The sequence below is a fragment of the Aromatoleum tolulyticum genome (genome assembly GCF_900156155.1).
Taxonomy (GTDB): Bacteria; Pseudomonadota; Gammaproteobacteria; order Burkholderiales; family Rhodocyclaceae; genus Aromatoleum; species Aromatoleum tolulyticum.
Map to the genome: position 1 here is coordinate 235,771 of NZ_FTMD01000001.1, position 17,787 is coordinate 253,557.

At 68.2% G+C, this 17,787-nt stretch carries 18 protein-coding genes; 11 read left to right on the forward strand and 7 right to left on the reverse strand.

What is annotated here, in order from left to right:
• Nucleotides 1–112 precede the first annotated feature (112 nt).
• The 5 genes from BW991_RS01065 to BW991_RS01085 all read left to right on the forward strand — a co-directional run bounded on the left by BW991_RS01065 (nucleotide 113) and on the right by BW991_RS01085 (nucleotide 7,888).
• Complete coding sequence (locus BW991_RS01065; RefSeq protein WP_076600244.1) at nucleotides 113–532, forward strand: YqaA family protein; 420 nt, start codon at nucleotides 113–115, stop codon at nucleotides 530–532.
• A gap of 21 nt (nucleotides 533–553) precedes the next feature.
• Nucleotides 554–913: a RidA family protein gene (locus tag BW991_RS01070; RefSeq protein WP_076600245.1), complete on the forward strand. Its 360-nt coding sequence runs from the start codon at nucleotides 554–556 to the stop codon at nucleotides 911–913.
• Between the two features lie 146 nt (nucleotides 914–1,059).
• Entirely contained in the window at nucleotides 1,060–4,959 is a 3,900-nt protein-coding gene (locus tag BW991_RS01075) for a DUF3683 domain-containing protein (protein WP_076600246.1), read from the forward strand.
• Nucleotides 4,960–5,077: 118 nt separating this feature from the next.
• Complete coding sequence (locus BW991_RS01080; protein WP_076600247.1) at nucleotides 5,078–6,874, forward strand: ABC transporter transmembrane domain-containing protein; 1,797 nt, start codon at nucleotides 5,078–5,080, stop codon at nucleotides 6,872–6,874.
• A 225-nt stretch (nucleotides 6,875–7,099) separates the two neighbouring features.
• On the forward strand, nucleotides 7,100–7,888 hold the full coding sequence (locus BW991_RS01085; RefSeq protein WP_076600248.1) for a DUF5602 domain-containing protein: 789 nt from the start codon (nucleotides 7,100–7,102) through the stop codon (nucleotides 7,886–7,888).
• 74 nt (nucleotides 7,889–7,962) lie between these two features.
• Here the strand turns inward: BW991_RS01085 and BW991_RS01090 are convergent, their stop codons facing one another.
• The 6 genes from BW991_RS01090 to pyrE all read right to left on the reverse strand — a co-directional run bounded on the left by BW991_RS01090 (nucleotide 7,963) and on the right by pyrE (nucleotide 12,780).
• Nucleotides 7,963–8,220 carry a Txe/YoeB family addiction module toxin gene (locus BW991_RS01090; RefSeq protein WP_076600249.1) on the reverse strand — a complete coding sequence of 86 codons (258 nt, stop codon included), beginning with the start codon at nucleotides 8,218–8,220 and terminating at the stop codon, nucleotides 7,963–7,965.
• Nucleotides 8,217–8,474: a type II toxin-antitoxin system Phd/YefM family antitoxin gene (locus tag BW991_RS01095; RefSeq protein ID WP_076600250.1), complete on the reverse strand. Its 258-nt coding sequence runs from the start codon at nucleotides 8,472–8,474 to the stop codon at nucleotides 8,217–8,219. The genes BW991_RS01090 and BW991_RS01095 overlap by 4 nt, the downstream gene beginning before the upstream one ends.
• Nucleotides 8,475–8,547: 73 nt before the next feature.
• Nucleotides 8,548–9,330 carry an NAD-dependent deacylase gene (locus tag BW991_RS01100; protein WP_076600251.1) on the reverse strand — a complete coding sequence of 261 codons (783 nt, stop codon included), beginning with the start codon at nucleotides 9,328–9,330 and terminating at the stop codon, nucleotides 8,548–8,550.
• Nucleotides 9,327–11,402 (reverse strand): molybdopterin-containing oxidoreductase family protein, encoded by a 2,076-nt coding sequence (locus tag BW991_RS01105; protein WP_076600252.1) that lies wholly within the window; start codon nucleotides 11,400–11,402, stop codon nucleotides 9,327–9,329. The genes BW991_RS01100 and BW991_RS01105 overlap by 4 nt, the downstream gene beginning before the upstream one ends.
• 123 nt (nucleotides 11,403–11,525) lie before the next feature.
• Nucleotides 11,526–12,155 (reverse strand): hypothetical protein, encoded by a 630-nt coding sequence (locus BW991_RS01110; protein WP_076600253.1) that lies wholly within the window; start codon nucleotides 12,153–12,155, stop codon nucleotides 11,526–11,528.
• Nucleotides 12,133–12,780 (reverse strand): orotate phosphoribosyltransferase, encoded by a 648-nt coding sequence (gene pyrE, locus BW991_RS01115; protein WP_076600254.1) that lies wholly within the window; start codon nucleotides 12,778–12,780, stop codon nucleotides 12,133–12,135. The genes BW991_RS01110 and pyrE overlap by 23 nt, the downstream gene beginning before the upstream one ends.
• A 33-nt stretch (nucleotides 12,781–12,813) precedes the next feature.
• On the opposite strand from pyrE, the gene BW991_RS01120 reads away from it, so the two are divergent.
• Nucleotides 12,814–13,596, forward strand: coding sequence for an exodeoxyribonuclease III (locus BW991_RS01120; protein ID WP_076600255.1), 783 nt, complete (start codon nucleotides 12,814–12,816; stop codon nucleotides 13,594–13,596).
• On the opposite strand, the gene BW991_RS01125 is transcribed toward BW991_RS01120, so the two are convergent.
• A complete protein-coding gene (locus BW991_RS01125) occupies nucleotides 13,578–15,527 on the reverse strand; it encodes an O-linked N-acetylglucosamine transferase, SPINDLY family protein (protein ID WP_076600256.1) in 1,950 nt (649 codons plus the stop codon). The genes BW991_RS01120 and BW991_RS01125 overlap by 19 nt on opposite strands.
• A gap of 198 nt (nucleotides 15,528–15,725) precedes the next feature.
• On the opposite strand from BW991_RS01125, the gene BW991_RS01130 reads away from it, so the two are divergent.
• The 5 genes from BW991_RS01130 (at nucleotide 15,726) to BW991_RS01150 (ending at nucleotide 17,757) form a co-directional block, all read left to right on the forward strand.
• Entirely contained in the window at nucleotides 15,726–16,037 is a 312-nt protein-coding gene (locus BW991_RS01130; RefSeq protein WP_076600257.1) for an ElaB/YgaM/YqjD family protein, read from the forward strand.
• A gap of 5 nt (nucleotides 16,038–16,042) precedes the next feature.
• Entirely contained in the window at nucleotides 16,043–16,426 is a 384-nt protein-coding gene (locus tag BW991_RS01135; protein WP_088179557.1) for a phage holin family protein, read from the forward strand.
• Nucleotides 16,423–16,740: a YqjK family protein gene (locus BW991_RS01140; protein ID WP_076600258.1), complete on the forward strand. Its 318-nt coding sequence runs from the start codon at nucleotides 16,423–16,425 to the stop codon at nucleotides 16,738–16,740. The genes BW991_RS01135 and BW991_RS01140 overlap by 4 nt, the downstream gene beginning before the upstream one ends.
• 116 nt (nucleotides 16,741–16,856) lie before the next feature.
• Nucleotides 16,857–17,414 carry a hypoxanthine-guanine phosphoribosyltransferase gene (locus BW991_RS01145; protein ID WP_076600259.1) on the forward strand — a complete coding sequence of 186 codons (558 nt, stop codon included), beginning with the start codon at nucleotides 16,857–16,859 and terminating at the stop codon, nucleotides 17,412–17,414.
• A 10-nt stretch (nucleotides 17,415–17,424) separates the two neighbouring features.
• Nucleotides 17,425–17,757, forward strand: a complete 333-nt coding sequence (locus BW991_RS01150) for a DUF1840 domain-containing protein (protein WP_076600260.1) — start codon at nucleotides 17,425–17,427, stop codon at nucleotides 17,755–17,757.
• Nucleotides 17,758–17,787: the final 30 nt, after the last annotated feature.

Genomic DNA, 17,787 nt, shown 5'->3' on the forward strand with positions numbered 1-17,787 from the left:
CGACGCCCGGCGGGGCGGGATGCGGACTCGCTGATGCGGCGATGCGGGACAATCGACTCCTGCTCGTGACCGACGCCGCGCCAGCGGGGAAGATGCCGGCGCGGCATCGCCGATGAGCTTCCTGTCGCTGCTCGACCCCGGCCCCGACGCCGGACTGGCCGCCCTCTTCGCGTCGAGCTTCCTCTCCGCGACGCTGCTGCCGGGCGGCTCGGAGCTGGTGCTCGCCGGCGTGCTGAGCCAGCGCCCGGAACAGCTCGTGCCCGCCCTGACGCTCGCGACGCTCGGCAACACGCTGGGCGGCATGAGCACCTGGGGTCTCGCGCGGCTGCTGCCGCAGCGCGCCGACACCACCCGCCTCGACTGGGTGCGCCGTCACGGCGCGCCGGTGCTGCTGCTCTCCTGGGCGCCCGTCGTCGGTGACGCGCTGTGCGCCGCCGCCGGCTGGCTGCGCCTGCCGTGGCTGCCCTGCCTGCTGTGGATGGGCGTGGGCAAGCTGCTACGCTACGCGCTGATCGCCTTTTCCGTCACCTGACCCCCTGCCCCCTTGCCCCCCATGAACATCCAGCGCCTGGGCACCACCGCCCGCTATTCCGACATCGTCATCCACAACGGCACCGCATGGATCGTCGAGGTTCCCGTCACCGAGAACGCCGACGCCGCCACGCAGACCGCCGAGATCCTCGCGAGTCTCGACACGTTGCTGTCCCGCGCCGGGAGCAGCCGCGAGCGCCTGCTGTCGGCGACGATCTACCTCACCGACATGGCCGACTACGACGCGATGAACGCGGCGTGGGATGCCTGGCTGCCCGCCGCCACGGCACCGTCGCGCGCCTGCGTGCAGGTCGCAGGGCTCGCGCGGCCGGGCTGGCGCGTCGAGATCGCGGTCGTCGCTGCCAGCGCACGCGCGGACTGAACTTTCGCGCGCAGAACTGTCCGAAAACAGATTCAACCCATTGGAAAATCAAGACCCTACGCGCCTCAAGGACTTAAAGCGCGCGTCTATTGCACTGCAGTAAGTTACAATTTGCGGTTCACTGCCGTCCGGTACCGGAACATCTCATGACCCAACGCCTGCGCGAGATTCCCTATAACTACACCTCGTTCTCCGACCGCGAGATCGTCATCCGCCTGCTCGGCACCGACGCGTGGCAGACGCTCAATGCGCTGCGCGAAGAGCGCGTCACCGGACGCTCGGCGCGCATGCTGTACGAGGTGCTCGGCGACATCTGGGTCGTGCAGCGCAACCCCTACCTGCAGGACGACCTGCTGGGCAACCCGGAACGGCGCAAGGCGCTGATCGAGGCGCTGCGCCACCGCCTCACCGAAGTCGAGAAGCGCCGCGAGGAAAGCGCATCCGCGGACCCGGACCGCAGCGACAACGTCGCGCGTCTCGTGGCCGCCGCGCACGGTGCGGTGGATCGCTTCGCCGCTTTCTTCGACGATACCGGCACGCTGCGCAGGAAGACGCTCAAGGCGCTCGTCCGCCACACGCGGCGCGACAACATCTGCTTCGACGGACACGCGCGCGTGTCTCACGTCACCGATGCGACCGACTGGCGCGTCGAGTACCCCTTCGTCGTGCTGTATCCCGACACCGAAGAGGAGATGGCCTCGCTCGTGAAGAGCTGCATCGAGCTCGGGCTGACGATCATCCCGCGCGGCGGCGGCACCGGCTACACCGGCGGCGCCGTGCCGCTCGACGCGCGCTCGGTGGTCATCAACACCGAGAAGCTGATCGACCTCGGCAAGGTCGAGGAAACGCTGCTGCCCGACCGCAGCGGCAATCCCGCCCAGCCCTACATGACGATCCGCACCGGCGCGGGCGTGGTCACCGAGCGCGTGGCGGAAGCCGCCGCCGCGGCCGGCCGCGTGTTCGCGGTCGACCCGACCTCGGCCAGCGCCTCGTGCATCGGCGGCAACATCGCGATGAACGCCGGCGGCAAGAAGGCCGTGCTGTGGGGCACCGCGCTCGACAACCTGGCGTGGTGGAAGATGGTCACGCCGGACGGCAACTGGCTGGAGGTCGAGCGCCTCGACCACAACTTCGGCAAGATCCACGAGCAGGAGACCGTGCAGTTCCGCCTGCGCCGCTTCGATGCCGCGAACTACGCGCTGCTCGGCGAGGAGATCCTGACGCTGCCGGGCGCCTCGTGCCGCAAGACCGGCCTCGGCAAGGACGTCACCGACAAGTTCCTTGGCGGCGTGCCCGGCGTGCAGAAGGAAGGCACGGACGGCCTGATCGTCGCCGCGCGCTGGGTGCTGCACAAGATGCCGCCGGTGACGCGCACGGTCTGTCTCGAATTCTTCGGCCAGGTGCGCGAGGCCGTGCCGGCGATCGTCGAGATCACCGACTGGTTCAAGCCCGGCGCCGAAGGCCACCGCCTGGGCGTACAGCTCGCGGGCCTCGAGCACCTCGACGAGCGCTACGTGAAGGCGGTCGGCTACACGACCAAGGCGAAGCGCCACGGGCGGCCGAAGATGGTGCTGATCGGCGACATCGTCGGCCACGACGAGGCGGCCGTGATGGCCGCAGCCTCGGAAGTCGTGCGCATGTGCAACGTGCGCGGTGCCGAAGGCTTCATCGCAGTCAGCCCCGAGCAGCGCAAGCACTTCTGGCTCGACCGCTCGCGCACCGCGGCGATCTCGCGCCACACCAATGCGTTCAAGGTGAACGAGGACGTCGTGATCCCGCTGCCGCGCATGGGCGACTACTGCGACGGCATCGAGCGCATCAACATCGAGCTGTCGACGCAGAACAAGCTGGAACTGTGCGACGCGCTGAGCGAATTCCTGCGGGGCGACCTGTCGCTCGACCAGGGCGACGCGAATCTTTCCGCCGACGAGCTGATCGGCGACCGCCGGCAGGCCGCGCTCGAGTATGTCGCGAGCGTGCGCCGGCGCTGGCAGTGGCTGCTCGACAACCTCGACCTGCCGCTCGCCGAGGCCGAGGCCCAGTTCGCGCAGTACGGCGTGCAAGCCGGCGAACTGACCAATCGCGCTGCAAATCCGGTGCTGTTCCACCGCCTGCAGGACTACTCGGTGCGCACTTCGTGGAAGACCGAGCTGAAGCCGCGCCTCGACAAGATCTTCGACGGCGTGGTGTTCCGCGCCGTGCTCGCGCGCATCGAGGAAGTGCACAAGGAAGTGCTGCGCGGCCGCGTCTTCGTCGCACTGCACATGCACGCCGGCGACGGCAACGTGCACACCAACATCCCGGTGAACTCCGACCACTACGACATGCTGCAGACCGCCAACCGCGCGGTCGACCGCATCATGGCGCTGGCGCGCGCGCTCGACGGCGTGATCTCGGGCGAGCACGGCATCGGCATCACCAAGCTCGACTACCTCACCGACGAGGAGATGGCGAACTTCTGGTCGTACAAGCAGAAGGTCGATCCGGAAGGCCGCTTCAACCGCGGCAAGCTCATGCGCAACGGGCCGATCAAGGGCAACCTCGACAACGCCTACACGCCCAGCTTCAACCTGATGGGCCACGAATCGCTGATCATGGAGCAGACCGAGATCGGCGACATCGCGCACGACATCAAGGACTGCCTGCGCTGCGGCAAGTGCAAGCCGGTGTGCTCGACGCACGTGCCGCGCGCGAACCTGCTGTACAGCCCGCGGAACAAGATCCTCAGCACCTCGCTGCTGATCGAGGCCTTCCTGTACGAGGAGCAGACGCGCCGCGGCGTATCGCTCGCGCACTGGGCCGAGTTCGAGGACGTCGCCGACCACTGCACGGTGTGCCACAAGTGCGAGAAGCCCTGCCCGGTCGACATCGACTTCGGCGACGTGTCGATCAAGATGCGCAACCTGCTGCGCAAGCAGGGCAAGAAGAGCTTCAACCCCGGCAAGGCCGCGGCGATGGCCTTCCTCACCGCGAAGGATCCGGCGACGATCAAGCTGATCCGCACCGGCATGCTCCAGTGGGGCTACAAGGTGCAGCGCCTCGGCCACCGCATCGGCAAGTCGCTGGGCCTGATCCAGTCCCAGGTGAAGCAGCCGCCCGCGACCCTCGGCAAGCCGCCGCTCAAGGCGCAGGTGATCCACTTCATCAACAAGCCGATGCCCGGCAACCTGCCCAAGCGCACCAGCCGCGCGCTGCTCGACATCGAGGACGACAAGGTCATCCCGGTGATCCGCAACCCGCAGCTCAAGCGCGACGAGTCGGAAGCGGTGTTCTACTTCCCCGGCTGCGGCTCGGAGCGGCTGTTCAGCCAGGTCGGCCTCGCCACCCAGGCGATGCTGTACCAGGTCGGCGCGACCACCGTGCTGCCGCCGGGCTACCTGTGCTGCGGCTATCCGCAGACCTCGGCCGGCGAGGACGACAAGGGCCAGCAGATCACGACCGACAACCGCGTGCTGTTCCACCGCGTCGCCAACACGCTGAACTACCTCGACATCAAGACGGTGATCGTGTCCTGCGGCACCTGCATGGACCAGCTGCTGAAGTACCAGTTCGACAAGATCTTCCCCGGCTGCCGCCTGCTCGACATCCACGAGTACCTGATGGAAAAGGGCGTCAAGCTCGAGGGCGTCTCCGGCACCAAGTACATGTACCACGAGCCCTGCCACACGCCGATGAAGGTTCATTCGGGCATCAAGGTCGCCAACGCGCTGATGGGCACGCGCGTCGACCTGAGCGACCGCTGCTGCGGCGAATCGGGCACGCTCGCGGCCGCACGGCCGGACATCTCGACCCAGGTGCGCTTCCGCAAGCAGCAGGAGATCGAGAAAGGCGCCGCGGCGCTGCGCGACGGCGGCCACGACCCGGTCAAGATCCTGACCTCGTGCCCGTCGTGCCTGCAAGGGCTGGCGCGCTATGCGAACGACGCGGGCGGCGTGGATGCGGACTACATCGTCATCGAGATCGCCAAACACGTGCTGGGCGAGAACTGGATGCCGGAGTACGTGCAGCGCGCCAACAACGGCGGCATCGAGCGCGTGCTGCTGTAAGCGGCACGCGGGACGGCGTCCCGATCCCGGCCGCGGGAACGTCCGGCCAAGGCCGGTCATCGTTCCCGCGGCGGCTCAGCGCACGCGGGACGCACTGTCGCAGGACGGATAATCGGGGATGGACCGCAACGCCGCAGCTCTCGCACCGCCCTCCCGCAGCCTGTCCGCCCTGACAGGGCTGTGGCCCTACCTGCGCCCGTACCGGGCACGCCTGATACTTGCGTTCGTGCTGCTGTGCCTCGGCTCGGCGATCATGCTGCTGATGCCGCTGGCCTTCCGCGACCTGATCGACTTCGGCTTCGGCGAGCGCGCCCGCCCTGCCGAGGGCCTGGTCGGCGCACCGGGCCTCGAGGCCCATTTCCTCGCCCTGTTCGGCCTCGCGAGCGCCTGGGCACTCGTCGTGTCGGCGCGCTATTACACGGTGACCTGGATCGGCGAGCGTGCCACGGCAGACCTGCGCTCCGCGGTCTATGCGCGCGTGCTGGCGCAGTCGCCGCAATTCTTCGAGACCCTGCAGACGGGCGAAGTGCTGTCGCGACTCAGCGGCGACACGACGCTGATCCAGACCGTCGTCGGCAGTTCCGTGTCGATGGGCCTGCGCAGCTTCTTCCAGTTCGTCGGCGGCATGGTCATGCTGGCCGTGACCAGCCTCCACCTCTTCGCCCTGAACCTGGGCCTGATGGCCCTGCTGGCCCTGCCGATCGCGGTCATCGGCCGCAAGGTCAAGCGGCTCTCGCGCGAATCGCAGGACCGCATCGCCGACGCCTCGGCCCTCGCCGGCGAGATCCTCAATGCGATGCCCACGGTGCAGGCCTATACGCAGGAACGCTACGAGGCGGCGCGCTTCGCCGACGCGGCCGACACGGCCTTCGCCACCGCCATCCGGCGCACGCGCGTGCGCGCGGCGCTGACGGCGGTGATCATCACTGCCGTGATGGGAACCATCGTCTTCGTGCTGTGGGTCGGCGCGCGCCAGGTGCACGCAGGCGTCATGACCCAGGGGCAGCTTGCATCCTTCGTTCTCTACGCGATGCTCGTGGCGGGCGGCGTTGGCACCATGGCGGAAGTCTGGGGCGACGTGATGCGCGCCGCCGGCGCTACCGGGCGTCTGCTCGAACTCCTTCACGCCGACACGGCCGTCCGCGAAGCCGCCGAACCGCAAGCGCCGCGCCTCCCGACGCAGGCGGCGCTGCGCTTCGAGCACCTCACCCTGCGCTACCCCGCCCGACCGCAGGTTCGCGCCCTCGACGACATCTGCCTGGACGTCGCGCACGGCGAAAGCGTCGCCCTCGTCGGCCCCTCCGGCGCCGGCAAGACCAGCCTGTTCCAGGTCCTGCTGCGCTATTACGACGCCACCGACGGTCGCATCCGCCTCAACGGCCAGGACATCCGCGAGCTCAGCCTGCACGACCTGCGCCGCGGCATCGCGATCGTGCCGCAGGAACCGGTGATCTTCTCCGCGACCGCGCTCGACAACATCCGCTATGGCCGGCCTGCGGCCAGCGACGCCGAGGTCATCGCCGCCGCCCGGGCCGCGCGCGTGGACGAATTCGTCGAGCGCCTGCCCGAAGGCTACCGCAGCTTCCTCGGCGAACGCGGCACCCGTCTTTCCGGCGGCCAGCGCCAGCGCATCGCCATCGCGCGCGCCATCCTGAAGGGCGCCCCCCTGATGCTGCTCGACGAAGCCACCAGCGCACTCGACGCCGAATCGGAAATCCTCGTGCAGAAAGGCCTCGACAGCGCGATGCAAGGGCGCACGACGCTGATCATCGCCCACCGCCTCGCGACGGTCCAGAAGGTCGACCGCATCGTCGTGCTGGACCAGGGCCGCATCGTCGAAACCGGAACGCCGGACGACCTCCGCCGCCAGGGCGGGCTGTACGCGCGACTGGCGGCGCTGCAACTCGGCATTTGAGCCGCGGCCGGCGATGCTGCGCCGAGCTGACTACCCGACAGGCGGCGTGCCGACCGTTTTCCAGAAAGTGGCTGCACGTAGCCCCGTCAGCATACCTCTGCCCCGCGGCAAGGTCGCGGTGTCCATTGCAGTCCCGCAACGATCAACTAGATTGAAGGACCGGGGCAGAGATGCCGAACCGCCCTGCCACAGCGAGTCGAAGCACCGATCGAGGGAGCGCGGATCATGAAGCGGACGCATGCGCGGGCGTGGCGGAACCTCTTCCTGGCGGGCGCGATGGCGCTCGCCACACTCGGAACAGGGATGGCCCTGGCGGAGGGCAAGGCGGCAGTGTTCGAGGGCAAGCCGGTCAAGATCGGCCAAGGCACGGCCCATACGGTGGTCCGCACCGGTGCCGACGGCGCGGTGGCTGCGATCGGCGTGGTGTTCACGGAGGGCATGCTCGACGGGCTGCCCGTGGCGGCGCCCGGCGCCAACCCGCTCTTCTCTTACGTGCTGGGCATGCCGGCGAAGGGACCGAAGACGGCCGTCGATCACGTGATGATCGACTGGGAATCGCTGGGCCATCCGCCACCGCAGGTCTACGACGTGCCGCATTTCGATTTCCATTTCTACGTCGTGAGCCGCGAGGAGGTGTCGAAGGTCCGTTTCAATGGCCCGAACGACTCGGCCGATCCGGGCCAGCAGCCGCCGGCCGAACTGATGCCGGCCGGCTACATCCTGCCGCCGGGCACTGCCGTTCCACGCATGGGCGTGCACGCAATCAACCCGACCGCGCCCGAGTTCCAGAAGCAGCCGTTTACCGCGACCTTCATCTACGGCTACTACAAAAAACGCCTGACCTTCGTGGAACCGATGGCATCGCTCGAATTTTTCAGGTCGAAACCCTCGTTTTCGGCCCCGGTGCCACGGCCCGCGAAATACTCGAAGAGCGGCACCTATCCGTCGCGCTACAGCGTCGGCTATGACGACGCGAAGAAGGTCTATGAGGTGATGCTCGAGGAGCTGCGCTAGTCGCTACGTCCCTCACCCACCCCACACGCGCCGAGATGCAGGGGAACATGCCGAGCGGGCTCGCGGCGCAGGATTCAGTCGTAGTGACCGCGCACCTGCGCGATGATCACCTCGTCGTCGATGACCTTGTAGACGATACGGTGCTCGTCGTCGATGCGCCGCGACCAGTAGCCGCTGAAGTTGAACTTGAGCGCCTCGGGCTTGCCGATGCCGTCGTAGGGATCGCGCAGGATGTCGCGGATCAGCGCGTTGATGCGCTTGAGAATCTGCTTGTCGTTCTGCTGCCAGTAGAGGTAGTCCTCCCAGGCTTGCGGATGGAACGTGAGCCTCATTCGTCGATCAATTCTCTTTTCACCAGATTGCGCCGGTTTTCGATGTCGTCGATGGCCTTCATCAACCGCATCGCATTCTTCGGATGGCGCAGCAGGTGCGCCGTCTCCATCAGCGATTCGTACTCGCGCATCGACATCAACACCGCGGCTTCGGCCTTTTGCCGGGTGATTATTGTAACGTCATAGTCATTGACCACGCGATCGAGTTCGGAGGCGAGGTTGTTACGCGCTTCGGTATAGGTAATGGCTCGCATCGCGGCACCTGCACAACAAATTGAACATGTGCAGATTATTGCACATACTCAAGCACGACAGAAGGCGAACCCTTCAGTCCTCCAACGGACGCTCCGGGTGCAGGCGTCGCCACAGCTCGGGCATCGCCTCAGCGGCGCGCAGGCGCAGGCGGTGCGTGACGATTTCGCTGACTTCGGTGTCGCCGGGATTGATCTCGACGCTCGGCACGCCGATTTCCCTCGCCCACCACACCGGCCCCGCGATGTAGGGAAACACGCTGGTCGTGCCGATCGACACGACCAGCTCGAGGCCGTGCGCGATCAGGGACTCGAGCCGATGGAGCCCCTCTTCGGGCAGCATCTCGCCGAACAGCACGACGTCGGGCCGCAGCACGCCGCCGCATTTCGGGCACGCGGGCGGCAGCTGCAGGCCGGAATAGTCGGCCACGCTGCGCCGGTGCCTGCAGTCCATGCAGCGCAGGTGATGCACGGTGCCATGGATCTCGATCAGGTTGCGCGAACCGGCATCGCGGTGCAGGCCGTCGACGTTCTGCGTCAGCACCCACACGCCCGGCTTCTCGTGCTCCAGCGCCGCGATGATGCGGTGCGCGATGTTGGGCTGCGCACCGCGGCAATTGGCCTCGATCTGCGCGATGTACTTCCAGGCGATGTCGGGCCGGCGGTTCATCATCTCGCCCGACAGCGCCTCTTCGATCAGCAGGCCCTCGTCGGTGAGGCGCTCGTGGTACAGGCCGCCGATGCCGCGATAGGTCGGCAGGCCGGAGTCGGCCGAGATACCCGCACCGGTGATGAAGAGGATGCGCCGGGCGTCGGCGATCAGGCGCGCGACGCGGTCCAGGGTCTGGGCGCCGCTCATGCCTTGCTCACCTCGACGAGACAGTCGTAGAAAGTCGGCCCGCCACCGATGTCGGTCAGCGCGGGCGAAGTCACGGCGTTGGCGTTCTCGCCGTCGCCCGAGAGCTTGCGCCACCATACCGAGGGACACACGACGAGCCCCGGCCGCACGCGCTCGGTTACGACCGCCTGCGCATGGAAGGCGCCGCGGTCGTTGAAGATGCGCAGGCGTTCGCCCGCCACGATGCCGCGCCGCGCGGCGTCGTCCGGGTGGAGTTCGAGTTTCGGCCCGCCCTCCTGCTCGCGGAAGCGCGGCAGGTTGGCGAAGCTGGTGTTGAGGAAGTTGCGCGCCGGCGGCGAGATCATCGCCAGCGGATAGCGCGCCGCGAGCGCCGGACTGCTGACCGGCGACTCGTGCGGCGGCACCCAGCCCGGCAGCGGGTCGAAGCCGCGCTGCGCGAGCGATTCCGACCAGAACTCGCACTTGCCCGAGGGCGTCGGGAAATTGCCCTTGGCGAAGGGCGCGAACGGGCGCGGCAGGTTCAGGCGCGCCCAGCCGCGCGCCCTCAGGGTCTCCGGATCGAGGCCCAGCGCGCGGTTGTCGCGCCGGTTGAAGGCCTGCGCGGCGATCTCGTCGTCGGACTCGAACAGCGCCGCATCGGTGAAGCCGAGGCGCGCGGCGAGCAGCCGGAACACCTCGCTGTTGGGCTTCGCCTCGCCCAGCGGCGCGATCGCCGGCTCGTTGGTCAGCGCGTAGAGGTGGCCGTAGGCCTTGTGCACGTCGCGGTGTTCGAGCTGGGTCGTCGCGGGCAGCAGGATGTCCGCGTAGTCGGCGGTGTCGGTCTGGAAGAGCTCATGCACGACGCAGAAGAGATCCTCGCGCAGGAAGCCTTCGCGCACGCGCGTGCCGTTCGGGGCGACCGCGAGCGGGTTGGAGTTGTACACGTACAGGGCACGGATCGGCGGATCGTCCGCGGTGAGCAGCGCCTCGCCTATCGTCGCCATGTTGATCGTGCGCGGCGCGCGCGCATGGTGCGCCGTGTACAGGTCGGGGCGCTCCAGCGCCTGCTGGTCGACCGGGAAGTTGCCCGAGGTCGACAACAGCGCGCCGCCCGCCGGATGGCGCCACGCGCCGATGAGCGCCGGCAGGCAGGCGATGTTGCGCATCACCGTGGCGCCGCCCGCGCAGCGGTTGAGGCCGTAGTTGAGGCGGATCGCCGCGGGCTTCACGCTGCCGTACTCGCGTGCGAGCGCGCGGATCGTGTCGACCGGCAGCCCCGTCAGCGGCGCCGCCCATTCCGGCGTGCAGGGCTGCACGCGCTCGGCGAGCGCGTCGAAGCCGAGCGTATGGGCGTCGATGTAGTCGCGGTCGATGAGGCCGTCGGCGATCAGCACCTGCATCATCGCGAGCGCGAGCGCGCCGTCGGTGCCGGGCCACGGTGCGAGGTGCAGGTCGCACTTCTCGGCGGTCTGCGAGCGCCACGGGTCGATGCACACGAGCTTGGCGCCGCGCCGCTTTGCTTCGAGGATGTAGCGCCAGCCGTGCAGGTTGGAGACGACCGGGTTGCCGCCCCAGATCAGGATCAGCTTCGCGTCGACGATCGCCTCGGGGTCCATGCCCACCGAGGCGCCCATCGTCGCCTTCCAGCCCGCCGCGCCGGCCGACGCGCAGATGGTGCGTTCGAGCAGCGATGCGCCGAGACGGTGGAAGAAGCGGCGGTCGATGCTTTCGCTTTGCACCAGGCCCATCGTGCCGGCGTAGCTGTAGGGCAGGATCGCACGCGGGTCGTCGGCGGCGATTGAGGCGAACTTGTCGGCGATGGTCGCGAGCGCCTCGTCCCACGAGATGCGCTCGAAGCACCCCTCGCCCTTGCGGCCGACGCGCTTCATCGGGTGCAGCAGGCGCTGGTCGGAATAGACGCGTTCGAGGTAGTGCGCGACCTTGGTGCACAGCGCGCCGTTCGTGAAGGGCAGGTCATCGGCGCCCCGGATCTTCACCGCCCGGCCGTCCTCGACGGTGACCTCCATCGCACAGGTGTCGGGACAGTCGTGCGGGCAGGCGGCACGGACGACCTTGCTGGCGGCAATGCTCATGACGACTCCTGAATCCTGCCGGGCCGCACGGTGCGCACCGGCCTGCAACCATCGGGCGGCAATCCCGGCGTTACGCTCGCCACCGGCCGCGAGCCGGCCAACGGGGGCCGACCCTCCGCATGTTCAGCGCTGCTTCGCGGCGGCGCTGCTCAATTCCACGTAGCGGGCGCGGTCGGTCTCGAAACGCGCGCGCGTTGCTTCGAGCTCGCGCGTCTTCTCCTCCATGAGCCGGCTCTGCGTCACCAGCTCGCTGTCGATCGAGCGCAGGTTGGCGGCGAGATCGCGCGGCAGGTCGCGCCCCTTGTGGAACTCGGCCTCCTTCTCGAAGCGCTGGCGCTTCGTGCGCAGCTCCTTGTCGCGCTTGCGCACTTCTTCGATGCTGCGCTCGATGTCGCCGATCTCGCGGTCGCGGCGGCGATCGAGGTCCTCGACGCTCGCATAGGTGTCGAGCAGGGCCTGATCGAGGCGGCGCTGTTTGGCCTGGCGCAGCTCGTCGTCCTTCTTCTGCTGTTCCACGGCCCTGCGACGCGCGATTTCGTCGGCACTCAGCGGCGCGGAAACCTCGCGCTTGATCGAGCCCTGCGGGCCCATCTCGCGATACGCCCGCCCATAGCAGGCCTGCGGGAGCACATCGCCACACTGGCGCCGGCCATCGGCATCCTCGCAGCAATACACCTTCGCACCGGCCGTGTTCGCCAGCGTCAGGCCCAGCAGGAGCGCGGCGAGAAACTCAGGACTGCGTCGCGATGCCATAGGTGTTCCGGTAGGCCTGCACGGCCTCGAGGTTGGCGGCCAGCTCCGGACTGTCGCCCAGATAGCCGATCAGGTCTTCGAGCGTCGCGACGGCGACGACGGGGATGCCGAAGCTTTCGCGCACTTCCTGTACCGCCGATTTCTCGCCCTTGCCGCGTTCCATGCGGTCGAGTGCGATGACGACGCCGGCCGGTTCGGCACCCGCGCCGCGGATGATGTCGACCGATTCGCGCACCGAGGTGCCGGCCGAGATCACGTCGTCGAGGATCAGCACGCGGCCCTCGAGCGGCGCGCCCACAAGGGTGCCGCCTTCGCCGTGGTCCTTGGCCTCCTTGCGATTGAACGCGAAGGGCAGGTTCACACCCTGCTCGGCCAGCCGGATCGCGACACCCGCGACCAGCGGGATGCCCTTGTAGGCCGGGCCGAAGAGCATGTCGCAGGGCACGCCCGCGGCGACGATCGCGCGCGCGTAGAAGCCGCACAGCTCGCGGAACGAGCTGCCGTCGTCGAACAGTCCGGCGTTGAAGAAGTACGGCGAATTGCGGCCCGCCTTGGTCACGAAGGACCCGAAGCGCAGCACGCCCTTGTCGCAGGCCAACGTGATGAAATCCCGGCTAAAATCCACGCTCTTGCTTCCAGTTCTGGGTTATCCGGCCGAATGTTACGCATCATCACCCTAAACCTCAACGGCATCCGATCGGCCACCACCAAGGGCTTCATCGACTGGCTCGGCGCACAGCATGCGGACATCGTCTGCCTGCAGGAATTGAAGGCCCACGCGGGCGACCTCAGCGACGCGATGCGCACGCCGGCCGGCTACACCGGCTACTTCCACCACGCCGAGAAGAAGGGCTACAGCGGCGTTGGCGTATATGCGCGGCGCGCGCCCGACCGCGTTGTCGAGGGGCTCGGGATCGCCGACATCGACGCCGAGGGACGCTTCCTGCAGCTCGATTTCGGGCAGCTGTCGGTCGTGTCGCTGTACCTGCCCTCCGGATCGAGCTCCGAGGAGCGCCAGCAGATCAAGTTCAGCTTCATGGAGCGCTTCCTGCCGCACATGGAAAAACTGCACGCGAGCGGGCGCGAGGTCGTGATCTGCGGCGACTGGAACATCGCGCACAAGGAGATCGACCTCAGGAACTGGAAGTCGAACCAGAAGAACTCCGGCTTCCTGCCCGAGGAGCGCGCGTGGATGACGCGCGTGCTCGACGAGCAGGGCTGGATCGACGTCTACCGCCGCCTGCATCCCGACGCCACCGACGCCTGCTATACGTGGTGGTCGAACCGCGGCCAGGCGTGGGCGAAGAACGTCGGCTGGCGCCTCGACTACCAGCTCGCGACGCCGGGCATCGCCGCGACGGCGCGCGAAGCGCGGGTGTACAAGGAGCAGCGCTTCTCCGACCACGCGCCGCTCACGGTCGATTACGACTGGGCCGGCTGAGCGCGCGTCACGAAGCCGCGGTAAAGGGTCTCCAGCGCCCGCACGTACGCCGGCCCGTCCATGATCGGCGAAGCCTGCAGCCTCGACCTGAGGCCGGCCCGCAATGTCGCGAGCGCATCGAGGTCCGCGGCAATGCGTCGTGCCGCGTCGATGCAGGCGTCGGGGCAGTCCGCAACGAATTCCGGCAAGCCCAGGTTCGACATGATCGACACGCCGCCGTTGCTCGCCTGGGTGGGCCCCTTCATCGTCACGACGGGAACGCCCATCCATACGGACTCCAGCGTCGTCGTGCCGCCCGAGTACGGGAAAGCGTCAAGGCCGACATCGAACCTGTCGTAGAGCGACAGATAGTCGCGGTAGGCGCCCGGCTCGACGAGTTCGACACGGCCGGCGAGCCCGCGACCAGCGAAGAAGAGTTCCAGATCCTGCCGCGGCGCGCGACCCCACACGACCATCAGCAGGCGGGACCCGGGAACGGCAGCGAGGATGCGGGCGTAGAGATCGAGCTGCGTCGGGGTCAGCTTCGCCAGGTTATGAACGCAACCGAAGGTCACATAGCCGTTCGCGCGCGCCGGCAGGGGGGCGATCGCCGGCTCGTCGTCGGGCTCGTAACACCACTGACACGCAGGCAGGCGCACGAGGGTTTCGGTGCCGTACTCGTCGAGAACGCCCGGCGGACACGTGAACGGATCACCGATGCGGTAGTCGATCGCCTTCAGGCCGGTGGTGTTCAGGTAGCCGAGCATCGTCACCTGCACCGGCGCCGGCTTCAGCGCGAGCGCCTTGAGGCGGTTTCCCTGGCTGTGGCCGGAGAGGTCGACGAGCAGGTCGATGCCGTCGACGCGGATCCGGTCGGCGAGTTCGGCATCGGACAGCGCATGGCAATCGACCCAGTGCTCGGCCAGGGCCTTCAGCTCGCCGGTGACGTCGTCCTCGACCGCCGAGTTCGAATAGCAGTGCACCTCGAAGCGGGAGCGGTCGTGATGGCGCAGGATGGGCCGCACGAAGAAACGCAGCGCATGCCGCCGGAAATCGGCGGACAGGTAAGCGATTCGCAGCCTGCGGCTTTCGTCCCGGGGAACGGCGGGGGCCGTCGGTGCGGCCGTGTCGTGCGGCACGAAGCGCCGGGCCCAGTCGCGATGCACCGCACAGATCGCCTGCTGGTCTGTCGACACGTAGTTCAGGTTCATGAGCCGCGCCCACCACGCCGGCTCGAACCCGGCGTCGATGCGCAGGGCCTCCGCGATGCATTCGTCGGCTTCGGCCACCCGTCCGAAACGGGTCAGGATGTTGGCGAGCTTGGTCAGCGCGCCCGGCTCGCGGTGCAGCGCGAGGGCCTGCCGATAACTTTCCGCGGCCTCGTCGATATGCCCGGTGTCGTGCAGCGCGTCGCCGAAGGCGACCCACGCAGCGAACAGCTGCGGCGCGGCCTCGACCCCCCTGCGCGCGGCCGCGAGGGCTTCCTCGGCATTTCCCCCCGACAGGCAGGCGTTGGCAAGTCCGACCAGCGCGATGCCAAAGTGCGGGTCGAGGCCGCATGCCTGGCGGTAGGCGTGTTTCGCGTCGCCGAACCGGCGCAGGCGCATGTACGCGTTGCCGAGGTTGCAGTGGAACGCCGGGGCTCCGGGGGTGCGCGCGATCGCCTGCCCGATGAGATCGACCGACTCGGCATAGCGGTGCTGCTGGAAGGCAATCACGCCGAGGTAGTGCAGCGCATCGCCGTCGCCCGGCGACGACGCCAGGATCGCCCGGTAGGCCTGCGCCGCGGCGTCGAGGTGCCCCGCCTGATGCAGCGCGACGGCATCGAGCAGCCGCGCGGAGGCCGGTCGCACGTTGGTCGTGTTCGTCGAATGTCCGCTCGCCCGCCCTTGGCAGCACTTCTTGAACTTCTTTCCGCTACCGCAGGGGCAAGGGTCGTTTCGGCCAGTCATCGGGGAAGCGTCCAGGAAAAAAAAAGCGAGGCTACCACAGCCCGGAATGCCGTCCGCGACGCACCGAGCCCGGCAGCAAGACGTCACGCACGATAGGCCTTTAGCATTTGCGTTCGCGCGCGAATGGGGCTAGCCTGAGCTGTGTCCCGTGCGCTTGCGCGCACGCCGATCTTCCAGCACAGACCGGGGGTACGAAAAATGTCCGTCAATGCCGATGTTTCCCGCGAAAAACTCGTTTCCGACTTCAAGGTCGTACTCAGCGATGCCGAGGAACTGCTGAAGCTGACCGCCGGACAGGCCGGCGACCGGCTGAGCGAAGTCCGCAGCCGCCTCGGCGACCGCGTGCTCGCCGCAAAGGACCGCATCGCCGATGTGGAGGCCGTAGCGGTCGAACAGGCCAAGAAGGTCGCCAACGCCACCGACGACTACGTGCACAAGAACCCGTGGCAGTCGGTCGGGATCGCCGCCGGCGTCGCCTTCCTGCTCGGACTGTTGTCGGGCCGTCGCTGAGTTCCGTGGCCGAGGAACCCCACCGTCGCCTGGCGGGCAGCCTGCGCGGCTTGCTCGATGCCGGACTCGCAACCGCGCAGATCCGGCTGGAGCTGCTCGCGGTCGAGGCGCAGGAAGAGAAACTGCGCCTGAGCTCGCTGCTCTTCAACACGATGCTGAGCGCGGTGTTCCTCGGATTCGGGGTGGTCTTCCTGGCGGTGTTGCTGACGGTGCTGCTGTGGGACGATCACCGCCTGCTCGCACTCGGAGCGGGCACCGTCGTGCTGCTCGCGGCGGGCATCCTGACGGCGCGCAATGCGGCGCGTGAAGTGAGGCGGGGCAGCCGCCTGTTCGCCGCCAGCCTGGGCGAACTCGCACGCGACCGCGAGGCGCTGCGGCCACGCGAATGAATCCGCGGCAGATCGAACTGGCGCTCCAAAAGCAGCGCCTGCAGTTCGCGGCGGCGCGGCAGCGCGCGGCCTTCGTCGCCGGCCTTGAGCGCATCGACTCGGTGCTCGACGTCGTCGACCGCGTCCGCGACCAGGCGCGCGGGCTGCGCGACCATGTGCCGCTGCTGTCCGTGCTGGCATTCGCCATCGTTCTCATCCGGCCGCGGCAGGCGCTGCGCGTGGCACGCCGCGCCTGGTTCGGCTGGATGATCTACCGCAGGCTGGGCCGCAGCCTCGAGCCCTTGGTCGGCTTCCTGCGCCGCTTCGCGGCCTGAGGGCCGGCCGCGCCCCGTTCGCGCGCGGCCCCGTTCCGCGCGCATGCAGGGTGGAAGCGCCCGCACCCGAGGTCCGGTAGAATTACACGATTCATTCACACCGCAGGAGACCCGCGATGACCGTCGATCTGGACGAAATCATCCGCGTGCGCGAGGAGGCAGACTGCCTGGCCGACGGCGCGACCGTGAACGCGGCACTGGACCGCATGGCGGCCGAGATCACGGCACGGATGGCGGACCGGAATCCGCTCGTGTACGTCGTGATGAACGGCGGCATGATCCTGGCCGGACAGATCCTGCCACGCCTGCCCTTCCCGCTCGAACTCGCCTACCTGCACGCCACGCGCTACGGCCACGCGCTCAAGGGCGCGGACCTCGACTGGCGCATGCGGCCGACGCAGGACCTGCGCGGGCGCGCGGTGCTGGTGCTCGACGACATCCTCGACGAGGGGCACACGCTGCATTCGATTCTGGAATACCTGAAGGGCGAAGGCGCGTCGGAAGTGCGCTCCGCGGTGCTCACGCACAAGCTGCACGAGCGCAAGGCCTACCCGGGCATGCGCGCGGACTTCACCGGGCTCGACGTCGCCGACCGCTTCCTGTTCGGCTGCGGCATGGACTACAAGGGCTACTGGCGCAACGCGCCGGGCATCTATGCGGTGAAGGGACTCTGAGGACAGGGCAATGCTGATCACGTTCAAGTCGGCCGCGGGCGCCGACGTCATCATGTTCGGCGACATCGCCAAAAAGCTCGTCGCGATCCTCGGCAAGGATCCGCAGGACGGCAAGGGCATCGTCACCGTCGAACAGTTGCCCGACGCGATCGCGCGCCTGCGGGCGGCGATCGAGGAAGACAAGGCGCGCCGCGCCGGCCAGGCGCAGGACGACGACGAGGAGCCCGACCCCGAGCGGCGCGGCATGGCCGCGCCGGTGAGCCTCGCGCAACGCGCGTGGCCGCTGCTCGACCTGCTGGAGGCCTCGCAGAAGGAAGGCGTGCCGGTGGTATGGGGCGTATGAATATCTTGATTCCCGGCCTGTCTTCACGGA

Coding starts and splice junctions, on each gene's coding strand:
- BW991_RS01120 (WP_076600255.1), top strand. CDS start 12,814: ATGTTACGCATCATCACCCTAAACCTCAACGGCATCCGATCGGCCACC.
- BW991_RS01065 (WP_076600244.1), top strand. CDS start 113: ATGAGCTTCCTGTCGCTGCTCGACCCCGGCCCCGACGCCGGACTGGCC.
- BW991_RS01070 (WP_076600245.1), top strand. CDS start 554: ATGAACATCCAGCGCCTGGGCACCACCGCCCGCTATTCCGACATCGTC.
- BW991_RS01140 (WP_076600258.1), top strand. CDS start 16,423: ATGAATCCGCGGCAGATCGAACTGGCGCTCCAAAAGCAGCGCCTGCAG.
- BW991_RS01075 (WP_076600246.1), top strand. CDS start 1,060: ATGACCCAACGCCTGCGCGAGATTCCCTATAACTACACCTCGTTCTCC.
- BW991_RS01110 (WP_076600253.1), bottom strand. CDS start 12,155: ATGGCATCGCGACGCAGTCCTGAGTTTCTCGCCGCGCTCCTGCTGGGC.
- BW991_RS01130 (WP_076600257.1), top strand. CDS start 15,726: ATGTCCGTCAATGCCGATGTTTCCCGCGAAAAACTCGTTTCCGACTTC.
- BW991_RS01100 (WP_076600251.1), bottom strand. CDS start 9,330: ATGAGCGGCGCCCAGACCCTGGACCGCGTCGCGCGCCTGATCGCCGAC.
- BW991_RS01095 (WP_076600250.1), bottom strand. CDS start 8,474: ATGCGAGCCATTACCTATACCGAAGCGCGTAACAACCTCGCCTCCGAA.
- BW991_RS01080 (WP_076600247.1), top strand. CDS start 5,078: ATGGACCGCAACGCCGCAGCTCTCGCACCGCCCTCCCGCAGCCTGTCC.
- BW991_RS01105 (WP_076600252.1), bottom strand. CDS start 11,402: ATGAGCATTGCCGCCAGCAAGGTCGTCCGTGCCGCCTGCCCGCACGAC.
- BW991_RS01145 (WP_076600259.1), top strand. CDS start 16,857: ATGACCGTCGATCTGGACGAAATCATCCGCGTGCGCGAGGAGGCAGAC.
- BW991_RS01085 (WP_076600248.1), top strand. CDS start 7,100: ATGAAGCGGACGCATGCGCGGGCGTGGCGGAACCTCTTCCTGGCGGGC.
- BW991_RS01090 (WP_076600249.1), bottom strand. CDS start 8,220: ATGAGGCTCACGTTCCATCCGCAAGCCTGGGAGGACTACCTCTACTGG.
- BW991_RS01125 (WP_076600256.1), bottom strand. CDS start 15,527: ATGACTGGCCGAAACGACCCTTGCCCCTGCGGTAGCGGAAAGAAGTTC.
- BW991_RS01150 (WP_076600260.1), top strand. CDS start 17,425: ATGCTGATCACGTTCAAGTCGGCCGCGGGCGCCGACGTCATCATGTTC.